Source organism: Arenimonas terrae, from assembly GCF_006265115.1.
Lineage (GTDB): Bacteria > Pseudomonadota > Gammaproteobacteria > Xanthomonadales > Xanthomonadaceae > Arenimonas > Arenimonas terrae.
In genome coordinates, this window is record NZ_SMDR01000003.1 from 21954 (window position 1) to 37253 (window position 15300).

Genomic DNA, 15300 nt, shown 5'->3' on the forward strand with positions numbered 1-15300 from the left:
ACCTGGACGGGGCTTGCTGGCGCAAGTAGGTCCAGTTCTCGCTGGCGGGTGATCCGGCATGCGCCGTCCCGCACACATAGGGTCCCCTGCCCGCTCAATCGGCGCGGCGTCCTGCCCACCGATTCGCGGCCGTTACGGCATCCTGCCTTCACTTCAGGGGACCCTATGTGTGCAGGCCGTCGCCACGACTCACCTTCGCGAGCCGAAGGGATAAGCGCGTGCCCCAGAAGGCACGGAAGCTCGCTGTCTGGACGGAAATGGCTTCAGGGGCAGAGCCGGGCGAGCCGCAGGTCAAGGCAAAAATGCCGAAGGCGTTGCCGAAGCGAGCTACTTGGATGCGATACCCCGGCCCGGAAGTTCCGCAGGCCGTCGTGCGTGAGGTCTCTTTCCGCGGCTTCGAAAACATGGACGTTTTCGAAGAGCCTCCATGGATGGATTCACGGCGTCCGCGGAAAGAGACCTCACGTGCGGCGGACTATCGCCAGGAACGTTCCCGGCACCAACGCCTCACATACGGCGGACTATCGCCTCGAACGATCCCGGCACCAAGAACGATCGCTGCCAGGAACGAGCCCGGCAGGAACAACCGTGGTTACAGCTTGTAGCCGGAGTGGATGGCGACGATGCCGGCGCTGAGGTTGCGGTAGTCGGTGCGCTCGAAGCCGGCGGTGGCCATCATGGCCTTCAGCTCGTCCTGCGGCGGATGCTTGCGGATCGACTCGGCCAGATACTGGTAACTGTCGGCATCGTTGGCGAACAGCTTGCCCAGGCGCGGCAGCACCTTGAAGGAATGGAAATCGTAGGCCGGCCGGAACCACTCCGGCTTGACCTGCGAGAACTCCAGCACCAGTGCCCGGCCGCCGACCTTCAGCACCCGGTGCATCTCTTTCAGCGCATTGGCCTTCTCGGTCACGTTGCGCAGGCCGAAAGCGATCGTGACCAGGTCGAAACTGGCATCGGGAAACGGCAGCGCCTCGGCATTGAGCTGCACGTACTCCAGGCCACGCACCAGGCCGCGGTCGGTCAGCCGGTCGCGGCCGACGCCGAGCATGGCGGCGTTGATGTCGCCCAGCACCACGCTGCCGGTGTCGCCGACCCGCTCGTGCAGCAGCGCGGCGATGTCGCCGGTGCCGCCCGCCAGGTCGAGCACGCGGTCGCCGCGCTTCACGCCCGAGGTTCCGACGAAGTAGCGCTTCCACAGCCGGTGGATGCCCAGCGACATCAGGTCGTTCATCAGGTCGTACTGCTGCGCGACCGAGCTGAACACCTGGCCGACCAGCTTCTTCTTCTCGGCCACCGGCACGTCGCGGAAACCGAAGTGGGTGGTGCCGTCGGGGGTCTTCTCGTCCATGCCGGCATTATAGATGCGGGGTCGGATGATCTTAACGTTTGAAACGTTAAGATCATCCGACCCCGCACTTTGGTGATGTGATGTTCTGGTACTGGCATAACCCGCGCTGCAGCAAGTCCCGCGAGGGCCTGGCCCTGCTGGCCGCGCATGGCCTGGCGCCCGGAATCGTCGACTACCTGTCCGAGCCGCCGAGTCCGGCCCGCCTGCGCGGCCTGTTCAAGAAGCTGGGCGGCGACCCGCGCCAGCTGGTGCGCTTCAAGGAGGACGAGGCCCGCGCCCTGGGCCTGACGCCCGACGACCGGCGCCCGGCCGCGGAATGGGCCCGGCTGCTGGCCGCGCATCCGCGCCTGATCGAACGGCCCGTGCTCGAACGCGGCGACCGCGCCGTGATCGGCCGGCCGACAGAGCGGCTGCTGGAGCTGCTGGACCCGGCCTGAGCCCGCGCGGCGGCTCCGCCGGACTGCCCGCCCGTGACCTCCGGCCCGCTTGTAAGCTTGCCGGCCCGGCCCCATCCCGGGAGTTCCCGCCAAGGAAACCGCATGGACCCGACCGTTTTCCACGCCACCACCATCCTTTCCGTGCGCCGCGGCGACCGCGTCGTGGTCGCCGGCGATGGCCAGGTCACCCTGGGCCACACGGTGATGAAGGCCAATGCCCGCAAAGTGCGCCGCCTGGCCAATGGCAGGGTGCTGGCCGGTTTCGCCGGCGCGGCCGCCGACGCCTTCACCCTGTTCGAAGTATTCGAGGCCAAGCTCGACAAACACGGTGGCAAGCTGCTGCACGCCGCGGTGGAGATGGCCAAGGAATGGCGCACCGACCGCCGCCTGGGCAAGCTCGAAGCGCTGCTGGCCGTGGCCGACAAGGACAGCTCGCTGATCATCTCCGGCAACGGCGACGTGATCGAACCCGAGGACGGCCTGGTCGCGATCGGCTCCGGCGGCCCCTACGCCCTGGCCGCGGCCCGCGCCCTGCTGCAGCACACCGAGCTCGACGCCCGCGCGATCGCCGAGGCCTCGCTCAACGTCGCCGGCGACATCTGCATCTACACCAACCGCAATCTCGTGGTCGAGGAACTGTGATGAGCCAGCTGACCCCCCGCGAGATCGTCGGCGAGCTCGACCGCTACATCGTCGGCCAGGCCGCGGCCAAACGCGCCGTCGCCATCGCCCTGCGCAACCGCTGGCGGCGCATGCAGCTCGACCCCGCGCTGCGCGACGAGGTGATGCCCAAGAACATCCTGATGATCGGCCCGACCGGCGTCGGCAAGACCGAGATCGCCCGTCGGCTGGCCGCGCTCGCCAACGCGCCCTTCGTCAAGGTCGAGGCCACGCGTTTCACCGAGGTCGGCTACGTCGGCAAGGACGTCGAGCAGATCATCCGCGACCTGGCCGACGGCGCGGTGAAGATGTTCCGCGAACAGGCCAAGACGCGCGTGCGCACCCAGGCCGAAGAGCGCGCCGAGGACCGCATCCTCGACGCGCTGCTGCCCAAGCGGCGCGGCCCGGGCTTCATGGTCGAGGTCGCGCCCGACGGCGAGAACGAGACCCGCAACAAGCTCCGCAAGCAGCTGCGCAGCGGCGAGCTGGACGACCGCGAGATCGAGCTCGAGCTCAGCCCGCCGGCCGGCGGCATGGACATCATGACCCCGCCGGGCATGGAGGAGATGGGCCAGCAGCTGCGCCAGATGTTCCAGAACCTGGGCGGCGGCAAGGCGCAGAAACGCAGCGTCACGATCACCGCGGCGCGGCCGCTGCTGGTCGAGGAAGAGGCCGCCAAGCTGGTGAACGAAGAGGAGATCCGCGCCCAGGCCATCACCGCCTGCGAGCAGAACGGCATCGTCTTCATCGACGAGATCGACAAGGTGGCCAAGCGCCAGGACGAGATCGGCGGCGGCGGCGTCAGCCGCGAGGGCGTGCAGCGCGACCTGCTGCCGCTGGTGGAAGGCTCGACCGTCAGCACCAAGTACGGTGTGGTGCGCACCGACCACATCCTGTTCATCGCCTCGGGCGCCTTCCACCTGTCCAAGCCTTCGGACCTGATCCCCGAGCTGCAGGGCCGTTTCCCGATCCGGGTCGAACTGACCGCGCTCAGCCGCGACGACTTCAAGCGCATCCTGACCGAACCTAAAAACGCCCTGACCCGGCAGTACATGGCCCTGCTGGCCACCGAGGGCGTGAACATCGGCTTCGACCCCGATGCAATCGACCGGCTGGCCGAGATCGCCTTCCAGATCAACGAGCGCCAGGAGAACATCGGCGCCCGCCGACTGCACACGGTGCTGGAGAAGCTGCTGGAGAAGCTCAGCTTCGAGGCCCCGGACAAGGGCGGGCTGTCGCTGATGGTGGACCGGGCCATGGTGGACGCCCAGCTGGGCGACGCCGTGAAGGACCCCGACCTCTCCCGCTACATCCTGTAACTCCGGGGTCAGAGTGCATTTATCTTCGTCACCGCGCCGGCAGCCGCCTGGAGGCGGCAAAGATAAATGCACTCTGACCCCGGATTTGGCTGTCAGGTTTCAGCCCTGGGGCCGGTCTATCGGACCAGACGCCCATGGACCCGGACATGCCCGCCGCCGCCCTCGCCCGCCTGCCCACGCCGCGCCCGCCCGCGCGGCCGATGCCTGAGCCGGCCGTGACCACGGCCGCCACCGACATCGAAACCGTGCTGCGCGAGCACGGCGCGATGCTGGCGCGCATCGCGGGCAGCTACGAGTCCGAACGCGCCCGTCGCGACGACCTGCTGCAGGAGATCACCGTGGCGGTATGGCGCGCGCTGCCGTCCTGGCGCGGGGATGCCTCGCTGCGCACCTTCGCGGCACGGGTCGCGCACAACCGCGCCATCGACCACCTGGCCCGGGAAAAGCGCGCCCAGGGCGACGAGCTCGACGACCACCATCCGGACCCGGATGCCAGCCCGGTGCAGCACGCCGAAACCCAGCAGCGCCGCGAGGACCTGGTCGCCGCGGTGCGCCGCCTGCCGCTGGGCCAGCGGCAAGTGGTGGTGCTGGCCCTGGAAGGTTTTTCGCAGAACGAAATCGGCCAGGCCCTGGGCCTGGAGGACAACACCGTGGCACAGCGCCTGAGCCGCGCGCGCCGGCAGCTGCAGCAGTGGCTGCAAGGAGCGGCCTGATGGACCCGAACCTGGACTGGAAGGCTCTGGGCGACACCTGGCGCGATCAGCCGGTGCCGGCAATCGACCCCGAGGCGATCGGCCGCGAGATCCGTCGGCGCGGCCGGCGGCTGCGCTGGCTGGTCGGCGCCGAGGCGCTGTTTTCGGCGCTGGCGATCGGGCTGTGCGCCTGGATCGTGCAGCGGCCCGAGATCTCGTCGGTGGACCGCTGGGTATTCATCGGCCTGGGTGCCGTGCTGGCGGTCTACCAGGCGGGCGTGCTGTGGCTGCGCCGGCGCCAGCTGCGCGATGACGGCCGCAGCGTCGCCGACCTGGTGGAGCTGGAAATCCGGCGCACGCGTTCCGGCATCACCTATTGGCGCATCAGCCTGTGGACCGCCATGGCGCTGTGGCTGGGACTGGCGCTGGTGGTCTGGTTCGATGCCAGCGACACGCTGCGCAGGGGCTTCTGGCTGATGATCGCGATCAACGGGCCGATGATGCTGGCGGCGGCGGTGTTCATCTGGTGGCGCGGCCGGCGGTCGCTGGCGCGCATCACCCGGTTCGAGGCTCTGCGCGACCAGCTGCGCGGGCCCTAGAATGGCGCAATGACGACGACGCCCCGCCCCACCGACCTGATCCTTCACCAGGCCTCGCACGCGCTGGAGGTCGCCTTCGACGACGGCCAGCGTTTCCGCCTGCCCTGCGAATACCTGCGGGTGGAATCGCCCAGCGCCGAGGTGCAGGGCCACGGCCCCGGCCAGAAGGTGCTGGTGCACGGCAAACGCGACGTCAACGTGCGCGCGATCGAGCCGATGGGCAACTACGGGGTGCTGCTGCGCTTCGACGACGGCCACGACACCGGCATCTTCAGCTGGTCGCTGTTGCACCAGCTGGGCCGCGAATACGAAGGCCGCTGGGCCGCCTACACCGCGGCGCTGGAAGCCGCCGGCCGATCCCGCTGAGTCAGGGCTTCCGTTTCGCGCGCGGGTGCGCGGCGTCGTAGACCTTGGCCAGGTGCTGGAAGTCGAGGTGGGTGTAGATCTGGGTGGTGGCGATGTCGGCGTGGCCGAGCAGTTCCTGCACGCCGCGCAGGTCGCCGCTCGATTCGAGCACGTGGCTGGCGAAACTGTGCCGCAGCAAGTGCGGATGCACCCGCTTGAACAGGCCCTGCTGCATCGCCAGCACGCGCAGCCGCAGCTGCACGGTGCGTGGGCTGATCGGCCCGCCGGCGCGGCCCGGGAACACCGGCGCGTCCGCCGCGGGCTTCGACTCCTCGCGCCAGGCCTGCAGCGCGTCGCGGGCATGGCTTCCGACCGGCACCACGCGGGTCTTGCGGCCCTTGCCGGTGACCGTGACCAGGCCGTCAGCGAGCGCGAGCTCGCGCCAGCGCAGCGCGCACAGTTCCGACAGGCGCAGACCGGAGGAGTAGAACAGCTCCAGCATCGCGCGGTCGCGCACGCCCATCGGCGTGTCGGTCGGCACTTCGACCAGGCGCGTCATCTCGTCGGCGTCGAGCACCTGCGGCAGTTTGCGCGGCGACTTGGGCGCGCGCAGGCCGCTGGCCGGATCCAGTTCGCTGGTCTGCGACCGGTTGAGCCAGCGGTAGAAGCTGCGCACCGCCGACAGCCGGCGCTGCAGGCTCTTTCCCGACAGGCCGCGCCGGTGCGCGCCGGCGACGTAACCGCGCAGTGTTTCCTGGCGCAGGCGCCGCCAGTCGTCGAGCCCCTGGCCCGACATCCACGTCGCCAGGTCGGACAAGTCGCGCCGGTAGGCGTCGAGCGTATGCGGCGACAGCCGCCGTTCGACCGCGAGATAGCCCAGGAAAGCTTCGAGTTCGCGCTGCAGCGACGCCGCCGCCGGCGCTGCGTCCGCCCGTGGCGCGCCCGCCTTCATCCGCGCGGGTAGCGGCCCAGGGCGGTGACCAGGGACTCGGCCATCAGGCGCAGGAACAGGGTGCCCATGCCCGGGAAGAATCGGTTCGGGTCCGAGCTGCCGACGCTGAGCATGCCGATGCCGGGCAGCGGCAGCAGCACCGACGACGCCGCGCGCTCCTGGTGGTCGCCGTACAGCAGGGCCAGCTTGTCCTGGTTGAGGCGGCCGCACAGCGGCTCGTTGCCGGCCAGGAAATCGCGGAACGGCGCCAGCGACGCATCCTTCTCCGGGATCACCTTCAGCCAGTCGGCCGACAGGCCCTCCACGGGATGGAACAGCACCACGCGCACGACCTCGCCCTGGAAGTCCTCGCCCAGCACCGCAACCATGGTGCGCACGGTGTCGGCGGCGCTGCTGGCGCGCATCAGCGCCAGGCTGAGCTGGTGCGTGCGCACGGCCAGGCGCTCGTTGTCCTGGGCGTTGTTGAACAGTTCGGTGAGCCGGCGAGTGAGTTCGCGGTTCTTGTCGCGCAGCACGTCCAGCTGGTAGCTGGCGAGCGAGGCCGCCTTTCCTTCCTCCTTCGGCACCACCAGCGACATCGCCAGGTCCGGGAACTGGCCCAGGAAGGTCGGATGGCGGCGCAGGAAGGTCGCCACTTCGTGGGCGCCCAGGCGTTCGTTCTTCTCTTCGATCATCGCTCGCTCCTGCTGCGGTTTCGTTCCGGCACGGCCGGCATTATGGCGCCGGGAACACACCTTCGAACACGAAGGCGGTCGGGCCAGCCATCGTGATCGGCGCGTCGTCCGTGGGCCAGGTGATCTCCAGCGTGCCGCCCGGCAGCTCGACCTGCACGTGCCGGCCGACACGACCCTGGCGCACCAGCACGGCGACCGCGGCGCAGGCGCCGCTGCCGCAGGCCTGGGTCTCGCCGGCGCCCCGTTCGTACACGCGCAGTCGGATGCGGTCCGGCGCCAGCACCTGGGCGAAACCGACGTTGACGCTTTCGGGGAACTCGGGGCGCGCCTGCAGGGCCGGCCCCAGGATCGCCACCGGCGCCTCGGCCACCGACGGCACTTCGATCAGCGCGTGCGGATTGCCCATGGACACGGCGCCGAAATGCAGGCTGCCGCCGTTGACGTGCAGCTCGTAGCTGCTGGCCTCGGCGTGGGCGCGGAAGGGGATGCGCTCGGGGCGGAATTCGGGGCGGCCCATGCCCAGCGCATAACGCCCGGCGCCGAGCGCCTCGACGTCGATGGGGCCGGCGGGGCTGTCGAGCCGGAAGCGCGCGCCGGGCGCGGCGCCGTCGCGCTGCAGCCAGGCAGCGACGCAGCGGGCGCCGTTGCCGCACTGCTGGGCGGCGCTGCCGTCGGCATTCCAGATCCGGTAGGCGGCGACGCTGCCGGGCGTCGCCGGGTCTTCGACGGTCAGCAGCTGGTCGAAACCGACGCCGGTGTGGCGGTCGCCGAGCGCGCGGGCCAGCGCCGGCGTGGGCGCGGCGCGGCCACCGCGCAGATCCAGCACCACGAAGTGATTGCCTGCGCCGTGCATCTTGCTGAAGCGCAGGGTGCCGGCGGCGGTCATGGCGCGGCGGGCGGCTCGGTCTGTTCGGCCGGCTCGGGCTTTTGTGCCTTGTCGGGCAACACCAGCGGACCCTTGGTGCCGCAGGCGGCGACCAGGACCAGGCTCAACAGCAGCAGGGCGAGGCGGGAGGTTTTCATGGCGCGAGTATAGTCCGGGGCAGGTTCCCGGAGCGCGGAGTGGAGATGACGCTTTCTGCATGGCTGTGGGTGGGCGCCGCGGTGCTGGCGCTGGTGGCGATGCTGGCCTGGGGCCGGCGCCCGGCCGGCCGGCGCGCCTCGGGGCCGGGCGCGATCCGGCGGGGATTTGCCCTGCTGCTGCTGGTGCTGGCCCTGGGCCTGGTCGGCCTGGGCTGGCTGCTGCGCCAGTACGCCTGGCTGCTCGAGGACGTGCCGGTGGCGACGCTGTCCCTGGTCCAGGAGGCGCCGCAGCGCTACCGCGCGACCTTCGTGCCCGAGGGCGGAGCCCCGGCCGATTTCGTGCTGCTGGGCGACGAATGGCAGCTCGATGCCCGCGTGATCCGCTGGACCCTGCCGGGCCAGCTGGCCGGCCTGCCGCCGGTCTACCGCTTCGAACGCCTGTCGGGACGTTATGGCGACCCCAAGCAGGACCTGGCCGCCCAGCGCAGCGTGCACGACCTGCGCCATGACTGGGATTTCTGGGAGTTCCGCCAGCGCTGGCTGGCCGACCTGCCGATCGCCGACGCCCGCTGGGGCAGCGCCGCCTACCTGCCGATGCTCGACGGCGCGCGCTATCAGGTCTTCATCAGCCCACGCGGCGGCCTGGTGGCCAAACCGGCGGATGCCGCCACCGAGCGGCTGCTCGACGAGGCCGACTGGTAGCGAAACAGTGCCTGGCATCGGCCTGGCCCCGTTCCGGAAAAGAAAAAGGCCGGAGCATGCTCCGGCCCTTCTTGTTTGCGGTGCCGGTCAGGGCGCCGCGGGCAGGCCCAGGCGCTCGATCACGAAGGCGTATTCCTCGGCGCGCTCGCGGTAGCGCTGGAAGCGACCGGACTTGCCGCCGTGGCCCGCTTCCATGTTGGTGCGGAACAGCAGCGGGTTGGTATCGGTCTTCTTCGCGCGCAGCCGGGCCACCCACTTGGCCGGCTCGAAGTACTGCACCTGCGAATCCCATAGGCCGGTGGTCACCAGCATCGACGGATAGGCCTTGGCCTCGACCTGGTCGTAGGGCGAGTACGACAGCATGTAGTCGTAGTACTTCGGATCCTTCGGGTTGCCCCACTCGTCGAACTCGTTGGTGGTCAGCGGGATGGTCTCGTCGAGCATCGTCGTCACCACGTCCACGAAGGGCACGTGGGCGACGATGGCGGCGTACTTCTCCGGCGCCATGTTGGCGATCGCGCCCATCAGCAGTCCGCCGGCGCTGCCGCCCATCGCGGCCACGCGGTCCGGCGCCGCCCAGCCTTCCTGGACCAGGAAGTCGGTGACGTCGATGAAGTCGGTGAAGGTGTTGACCTTCTTGAGCAGCTTGCCGTCCTCGTACCACTGGCGACCCATTTCCTGGCCGCCGCGGATGTGCGCGACCGCGTACACCGCGCCGCGGTCCACCAGGCTCAGCACGTTGGAGTTGAAGCCCGGGTCGCTGCTGCTGCCGTAGGAGCCGTAGGAGTACTGGTACAGCGCGGCCTTGCCGTTCTTCTCGAAACCGCGGCGGTAAAGCACCGACACCGGCACCTTGGTGCCGTCGCGGGCCGTGGCCCACAGGCGTTCGGTGACGTAGTTGGCCTTGTCGAAACCGCCCAGCACCGGCTGCTCCTTGAGCAGCTTGCGTTCGCCGGTGCGTACGTTCACTTCATACGTGCTGGCCGGCGTGGTCAGCGAGGTGTAGGTGTAGCGCAGCCAGTCGGTGCCCGGCTCGGCGTTCATCGCCAGGCCCATCGAATACGCGCTCTCGTCGGCCTTCACGAACTCCTGGCGGCCGTCGTCATGGCGCACGCGCACGCGCTGCAGGCCGCCGGAACGTTCGCTGATGGCCATGAAGCCGTTGAAGAGCGTGACGCCCGAGATCAGCACGTCGGCCGAATGCGGCACCAGTTCCTGCCAGCGGTTGCGGTCGCCCCAGGGCTGGCCGTCGGCGAAGGTCATGATGCGGAAGTTCTTCGCGTTCCAGTTGGTGCTGATCACCCAGCGGCCGTCGAGGTGGTCGGCTTCGTATTCGAAGTCGCGCTGGCGCGGCGCCAGCACCCTGAACTCGCCCGGCTGGTCGGCGTCGGTGCAGCGCATCTCGGACGAGACGGTGCTGCTGACGCCGATGCACAGGTAGTCGTCGGAACGGGTGCGGCCGACGCCCATGTAGAAGGTGTCGTCCTTCTCTTCGTAGACCAGCTTGTCCAACGCGGTCGCGGTGCCGACCACGTGGGTCTTCACGCGCTTGGTCAGCAGGGTCTTGGGGTCGTTCTCGACGTAGTAGAGCGTGCGGTTGTCCTCGCCCCACATCATGTTGGCCGACACACCGGTGATCTGGTCGGGCAGGATCTCGCCGGTCCGCAGGTCTTTGATGCGCAGCACGTACTGGCGGCGGCCGACGGCGTCTTCGGCGAAGGCGGCCAGGTTTCCGTCGGGGCTGATCTCGTAGGTGCCGATCTGGAAGAAGTTCTTGCCCTCGGCCATCACGTTGACGTCGAACAGCACCTGCTCGGGCGCGTCCATCGTGCCCTTGCGGCGCGCGTAGACCGGGTATTCCTTGCCGGTCTCGAAGCGCGTGTAGTACCAGTAGCCGTCCTCGAGGTAGGGCACGCTGGCGTCGTCCTGCTTGATGCGGCCGACCAGCTCGTCGTACAGCGAGGCCTCCAGCGCCTCGAGCGGCTTGAGCACCGCGTCGGTGTAGGCGTTCTCGGCGGTGAGGTAGGCCAGCATCTCCTCGTTCTTGCGGGTGTCGTCGCGCAGCCAGTAGTACTCGTCGTTGCGCGTGGCGCCGTGCGGGGCCTTGACCTCGTAGGGCTTGCGGGCCGCGACCGGCGCAGCCGGCAGGGCGGCCAGCGCGACCGGCGCCGGCTGCGCGGCCGCTTCGGCGGCGGCCGGCGCGGCGGCCTCGCGGGCCGGCGCACCGGCGCAGCCGGCGAGCGCGGTGGCGAGGAAGGCGGCGCTGAAGGGCAGCAGGTGCTTCATCTCATTTCCCCTCGAACAGCTTCTGCTTCAGGAAGGTGTAGGCCAGCGCGGACATGTAGGCCGACTGGGCATTGTTCGCGGCGCCGCCGTGGCCGCCCTCGATGTTCTCGTAATAGGTGACGTCGTGGCCCTGCTCCATCATGCGCGCCATCATCTTGCGGGCATGGCCCGGGTGCACGCGGTCGTCGCGGGTGGACGTAGTGAACAGCACCGGCGGGTAGTCCACGTCCTTGGCGACGTTGTGGTACGGCGAGTACTTCTTCAGGAAGTCCCAGTCACCCGGCACGTCGGCGTCGCCGTATTCGGCGACCCAGGACGCGCCGGCCAGCAGCTTGTCGTAGCGGTACATGTCCAGCAGCGGCACCTGGCAGACCACGGCGCCGAACAGCTGCGGGTACATCACCGTCATGTTGCCCATCAGCAGGCCGCCGTTGCTGCCGCCCTGGATGCCCAGGCGCGCCGGTTTGGTGACCTTGCGCGCGATCAGGTCCTCGGCCACCGCCGCGAAGTCCTCGTAGGCCTTGTTGCGGTTCTCGCGCAGCGCCGCCTGGTGCCAGCGCGGGCCGTATTCGCCGCCGCCGCGGATGTTGGCGACCACGTAGACGCCGCCATCGCCCAGCCACGCCTTGCCGACGCCGGCCGAATAGCTCGGGGTCAGCGAGACCTCGAAGCCGCCGTAGCCGTAGAGCAGGGTCGGGTTGTCGCCGTCGAGCTTGAGGTCCTTGCGCGAGACCATGAAGTACGGGACGCGGGTGCCGTCCTTGCTGGTGGCGAAGTGCTGGTTGATCTCGTAGGCCGATGCGTCGAAGAAGGCCGGCAGCTGCTTGAGCTTCTCCGGCGCCTTGCCGATGGTGCCCATCAGCAGCGAGGTCGGGGTCAGGTAGTCGGTGACGGTCATGAAGTAGTCGTTGGACTCCTCGGCGTCCACCGCGCTGATGCTGACCGTGCCGAACTCCGGCGCACCGACCAGCGGCTCGCGCTTCCAGCCGTCCTTGCCCGGGGTCAGCACGTAGATGCGGTTCTTGACGTCTTCGAGCACGTTGATGAAGTAGTGGTCCTTGGTGGCGCCGCTGCTGGCCAGCGAGGTGTTCTCGGTCGGCGCGAACAGCACGTCGAAGTCGCGCTTGCCGGCCAGGAAGTCGTCGAGGCGGATCGCCAGCAGCGAGCCGGCCGCGTGTTTTTCGCCGCCCACTTCCCAGGCCTGGCGCAGCTCGACGCTCAGCCATTCGCGGTACACGCCCTTCTGGGCACCGTCGGGCAGGTCGAACTTGGTGAGCTTGCCGTCGGCGCCGCGCAGGTAGAGCTCGTTGGTGTAGAAGGTCAGGCCGCGGTAGACGAAGTCGCGCTCGAAGCCCGGCGTGTCGTCGTGGAAGGCGCCGACCGAGATGTCGCTGTCCTGGCCCTCGAACACCACCTTGGCTTCCGACATCGGCGTGCCGCGCTTCCACTCCTTGGCGACTCGCGGGTAACCCGAGCTGGTCATCGAGCCTGGGCCGAAGTCGGTGCCGACGTAGACGGTGTCGATGTCGATCCAGCCCAGGTCGCCCTTGGCCTCGGGGCGCTCGAAGCCGCCCTTCACGAAGGCCTTGTCGGAAACGTCGAACTCGCGGGTCACGGTGGCGTCGGCGCCGCCGCGGGAGAGGTCGATCAGGCAGCGGTCGTAGTCCGGGCGCAGGCAGTTGGCGCCGCCCCAGACCCAGTTCACGCCCTCGGCCTTGCCGAGCGCGTCGATGTCGAGCAGGACTTCCCACTTGGGCTCGTCCTTGCGGTACTCGGCCAGCGTGGTGCGGCGCCAGACGCCCTGCGGGTTCTGCTTGTCGCGCCAGAAGTTGTAGTAGTACTCGCCCATCTTGCCCACGTAGGGAATGCGGGCGTTGGAGTCGAGGATGGCCAGCAGTTCGCCGCGCAGCGCCTCGAAGCCGGGGTCGCCGCCAAGCTGCTGCTGCGAGACGGCGTTGCGGGCGCGGACCCAGTCCAGGGCCTTGTCGCCTTCGACATCCTCGAGCCAGAGGTGGGGGTCTTGAGTCATCGCGGCGGGTTCGGCGGCATGGGCGGAAACGGACAGGGCGCCGGCGACGAGCCAGGCGAGGGCGGAAAGGCGCATAAGAGGGAATCCCCGGGGTTGGTACAAGCGCCCGAACCTAGCACGGGGTTGCGGGGAGCCGCCGTAGGCACAAAGTCATGGTCGCGCCGGAGAACCGCCCGCGACCCGGCCGAATTCACGGACCAGGCGCCAGCCGTCGCCACCGTCCTGGTAGTAGGCCGGCAGGGCCGCCAGGTGCCGGTAGCCCGCGGCGGCGTACAGCGCATTGGCGGCCACGTTGTCCTGGCGGACCTCCAGGCGCAGGCCGCGGCAGCCGGCGCGCCGGGCCTGGGCTTCGGCGTCGGCCAGCAGGATCCGGCCCAGGCCGCGGCCGCGCGCGATCGGGTCCACGACCAGCGAATATAGCCGGGCCCAGCCGCTCCCCGCGCGCAGCAGCAGGAGGTGGTAGCCCAGCAGCGCGGACGCCCCGGGCAGCACCCGCAGCCGCGCCCGCGGATTGCCCAGGTGGTGCCGGAACTGGCGGGCCGACAGCCGGTCGCCCGGGAAGCGCGCCTCGAGCGCGAGCAGGTCGGGCAGGTCGGCGGCGCGGGCGGTGCGCGGGGTCGGCGTTCGGGTCATGGCGGCAGTCTATCCAAGCCCGGCGCCAGGGCTCAGACTCGCGCCATCGCCCCCGCCCCGCCACCATGAGCCGCCTAGTCATCGTCGTCGAAAAGCCCTCCGACTGGGGCTCGTACTACCCGTCCGACAACGTCGTGGCCGCCGCGGACTACCTGCGCGGCGACGTCGGCGGCGAGAGCGAACGCACCCAGGTGATCAACCTGTGCCGCAGCTACAAATACATGGGCACCGGCTACTACGTCTCGCTGTTGGCCGAGGCGCGCGGGCACAAGGTGATCCCGAGCGTGCGCACCATCAACGACCTGCGCCGGCGTTCGCTGTACGGCATCGACATCGAGGACCTGAACACGCAGCTGGGCAAGTTCCTGCCCGAAGGCTCGCGCGACGCCAGCGACTTCGGCCTGCTGGTGTACTTCGGCCGCACCAACTACGCCCCGCTGGAGGACCTGGCCCAGCAGGTGTTCGAAACCTTCCCCTGCCCGGTGCTGCGCATCGAGTTCGAGCGCCAGCGGGTGTGGCAGATCGCGGCGATCAAGCCCGCGGGCCTGCACACGCTGTCGGACGACCAGGAGGACGCCTTCGCCAACGCCCTGGACGCCTTCAGCCGCAAGCTCTGGCGCAAGCCACGGGCGCGACCGAAGTACCGCTACGACCTGGCGATGCTGCAGGACCCGGCGGAGGCGATGCCGCCTTCGAACAAGAAGGCGCTCAAGCAGTTCATCGAGGCCGGCAAGGAGATCGGCATCGAGGTGGACCCGATCGGCAGGCGCGACTTCACCCGCCTGGCCGAATACGACGCGCTGTTCATCCGCGAGACCACCGCGATCGACAACCACACCTACCGCTTCGCGCATCGCGCCGACCGCGAGGACATGGTGGTGATGGACGACCCGGTTTCGATCCTGCGCTGCACCAACAAGATCTACCTGCACGACCGCCTGCGGAACCGGAAACTGCCGACGCCGCGCACCGAGATCGTCTTCCGCGACGACGCCAAGAAACTCGCCGCCCTGCCCGACCTGCTCGGGCTGCCGATCGTGCTGAAAATTCCCGACGGTTCGTTTTCGCGCGGCATCCACAAGGTCGAGACGGTGGAGCAGCTGCGCGCCGCCGCCGACCAGCTGTTCCAGCAGACCGCGCTGCTGCTGGCCCAGGAATACCTGTACACCGAGTTCGACTGGCGCATCGGCGTGCTCGACGGCGAGCCGCTGTACGCCTGCCAGTACTTCATGTCGCGCGGCCACTGGCAGATCTACGACCACTCGCCGAAACCCGGCGCCGGCAAGGGCACGGTGCGCTCCGGCGGCTTCAAGACCCTGCCGATCCGCGAGGCGCCTTCGGAAGTGGTGCGCCTGGCCACGCGCGCCAGCAACGCCATCGGCAACGGCCTGTACGGCGTGGACCTGAAGGTGGCGGGCGAGCGCGCGGTGATCATCGAGGTCAACGACAACCCCAGCATCGACGCCGGCGTCGAGGACGCCTACCTGGGCGAGGACCTGTACCGCCGCATCATGGAGGAGTTCCTGCGGCGGCTGGAGCGCAAGCGCCTGGGCGTGCGCGACTGAAGGCCGGGGTCAAGGCAATCCGGGGTCAGAGTG

General features: G+C 69.3%; 16 protein-coding genes. 8 read left to right on the plus strand and 8 right to left on the minus strand.

Annotated features, from left to right (window positions below; translation table 11 throughout):
• Positions 1-592: 592 nt before the first annotated feature.
• On the minus strand, positions 593-1351 hold the full coding sequence (gene ubiE / locus E1B00_RS11815; protein WP_139449049.1) for a bifunctional demethylmenaquinone methyltransferase/2-methoxy-6-polyprenyl-1,4-benzoquinol methylase UbiE: 759 nt from the start codon (positions 1349-1351) through the stop codon (positions 593-595).
• Between the two features lie 80 nt (positions 1352-1431).
• Between ubiE and E1B00_RS11820 the strand changes: the two genes are divergently transcribed.
• The 6 genes from E1B00_RS11820 to E1B00_RS11845 all read left to right on the plus strand — a co-directional run bounded on the left by E1B00_RS11820 (position 1432) and on the right by E1B00_RS11845 (position 5424).
• Positions 1432-1788 carry an ArsC/Spx/MgsR family protein gene (locus tag E1B00_RS11820; RefSeq protein ID WP_139449051.1) on the plus strand — a complete coding sequence of 119 codons (357 nt, stop codon included), beginning with the start codon at positions 1432-1434 and terminating at the stop codon, positions 1786-1788.
• Positions 1789-1890: 102 nt separating this feature from the next.
• On the plus strand, positions 1891-2430 hold the full coding sequence (hslV, locus tag E1B00_RS11825) for an ATP-dependent protease subunit HslV (RefSeq protein ID WP_139449053.1): 540 nt from the start codon (positions 1891-1893) through the stop codon (positions 2428-2430).
• Complete coding sequence (gene hslU, locus E1B00_RS11830) at positions 2430-3767, plus strand: ATP-dependent protease ATPase subunit HslU (RefSeq protein ID WP_139449055.1); 1338 nt, start codon at positions 2430-2432, stop codon at positions 3765-3767. Before hslV ends, hslU begins: the two co-directional genes overlap by 1 nt.
• A gap of 146 nt (positions 3768-3913) precedes the next feature.
• On the plus strand, positions 3914-4480 hold the full coding sequence (locus E1B00_RS11835) for an RNA polymerase sigma factor (protein WP_246048695.1): 567 nt from the start codon (positions 3914-3916) through the stop codon (positions 4478-4480).
• Complete coding sequence (locus E1B00_RS11840) at positions 4480-5058, plus strand: hypothetical protein (RefSeq protein ID WP_139449057.1); 579 nt, start codon at positions 4480-4482, stop codon at positions 5056-5058. Before E1B00_RS11835 ends, E1B00_RS11840 begins: the two co-directional genes overlap by 1 nt.
• 9 nt (positions 5059-5067) lie before the next feature.
• Entirely contained in the window at positions 5068-5424 is a 357-nt protein-coding gene (locus tag E1B00_RS11845; RefSeq protein ID WP_139449059.1) for a gamma-butyrobetaine hydroxylase family protein, read from the plus strand.
• Position 5425: 1 nt separating this feature from the next.
• Here E1B00_RS11845 and xerC read toward each other — a convergent pair whose 3' ends face one another.
• Genes xerC through lptM form a run of 4 tightly spaced genes read right to left on the minus strand, consistent with a single transcriptional unit; the run spans position 5426 to position 8052 of the window.
• Positions 5426-6355, minus strand: coding sequence for a tyrosine recombinase XerC (xerC, locus tag E1B00_RS11850; RefSeq protein WP_139449060.1), 930 nt, complete (start codon positions 6353-6355; stop codon positions 5426-5428).
• Positions 6352-7029, minus strand: a complete 678-nt coding sequence (locus E1B00_RS11855; protein WP_139449062.1) for a DUF484 family protein — start codon at positions 7027-7029, stop codon at positions 6352-6354. Before E1B00_RS11855 ends, xerC begins: the two co-directional genes overlap by 4 nt.
• A 40-nt stretch (positions 7030-7069) precedes the next feature.
• On the minus strand, positions 7070-7915 hold the full coding sequence (gene dapF, locus E1B00_RS11860; protein ID WP_139449064.1) for a diaminopimelate epimerase: 846 nt from the start codon (positions 7913-7915) through the stop codon (positions 7070-7072).
• Positions 7912-8052 carry an LPS translocon maturation chaperone LptM gene (gene lptM / locus E1B00_RS15670; RefSeq protein ID WP_176693231.1) on the minus strand — a complete coding sequence of 47 codons (141 nt, stop codon included), beginning with the start codon at positions 8050-8052 and terminating at the stop codon, positions 7912-7914. The genes dapF and lptM overlap by 4 nt, the downstream gene beginning before the upstream one ends.
• Before the next feature lie 45 nt (positions 8053-8097).
• On the opposite strand from lptM, the gene E1B00_RS11865 reads away from it, so the two are divergent.
• Positions 8098-8754, plus strand: coding sequence for a hypothetical protein (locus E1B00_RS11865; RefSeq protein ID WP_176693232.1), 657 nt, complete (start codon positions 8098-8100; stop codon positions 8752-8754).
• An 87-nt stretch (positions 8755-8841) separates the two neighbouring features.
• Here E1B00_RS11865 and E1B00_RS11870 read toward each other — a convergent pair whose 3' ends face one another.
• The 3 genes from E1B00_RS11870 to E1B00_RS11880 all read right to left on the minus strand — a co-directional run bounded on the left by E1B00_RS11870 (position 8842) and on the right by E1B00_RS11880 (position 13702).
• A complete protein-coding gene (locus tag E1B00_RS11870) occupies positions 8842-11040 on the minus strand; it encodes a S9 family peptidase (RefSeq protein ID WP_139449068.1) in 2199 nt (732 codons plus the stop codon).
• A 1-nt stretch (position 11041) separates the two neighbouring features.
• Positions 11042-13144 (minus strand): prolyl oligopeptidase family serine peptidase, encoded by a 2103-nt coding sequence (locus tag E1B00_RS11875; protein ID WP_139449070.1) that lies wholly within the window; start codon positions 13142-13144, stop codon positions 11042-11044.
• A gap of 75 nt (positions 13145-13219) precedes the next feature.
• Entirely contained in the window at positions 13220-13702 is a 483-nt protein-coding gene (locus tag E1B00_RS11880) for a GNAT family N-acetyltransferase (protein WP_139449072.1), read from the minus strand.
• A 65-nt stretch (positions 13703-13767) separates the two neighbouring features.
• Between E1B00_RS11880 and E1B00_RS11885 the strand changes: the two genes are divergently transcribed.
• Positions 13768-15267, plus strand: coding sequence for a RimK family protein (locus tag E1B00_RS11885; RefSeq protein WP_139449073.1), 1500 nt, complete (start codon positions 13768-13770; stop codon positions 15265-15267).
• Positions 15268-15300: the final 33 nt, after the last annotated feature.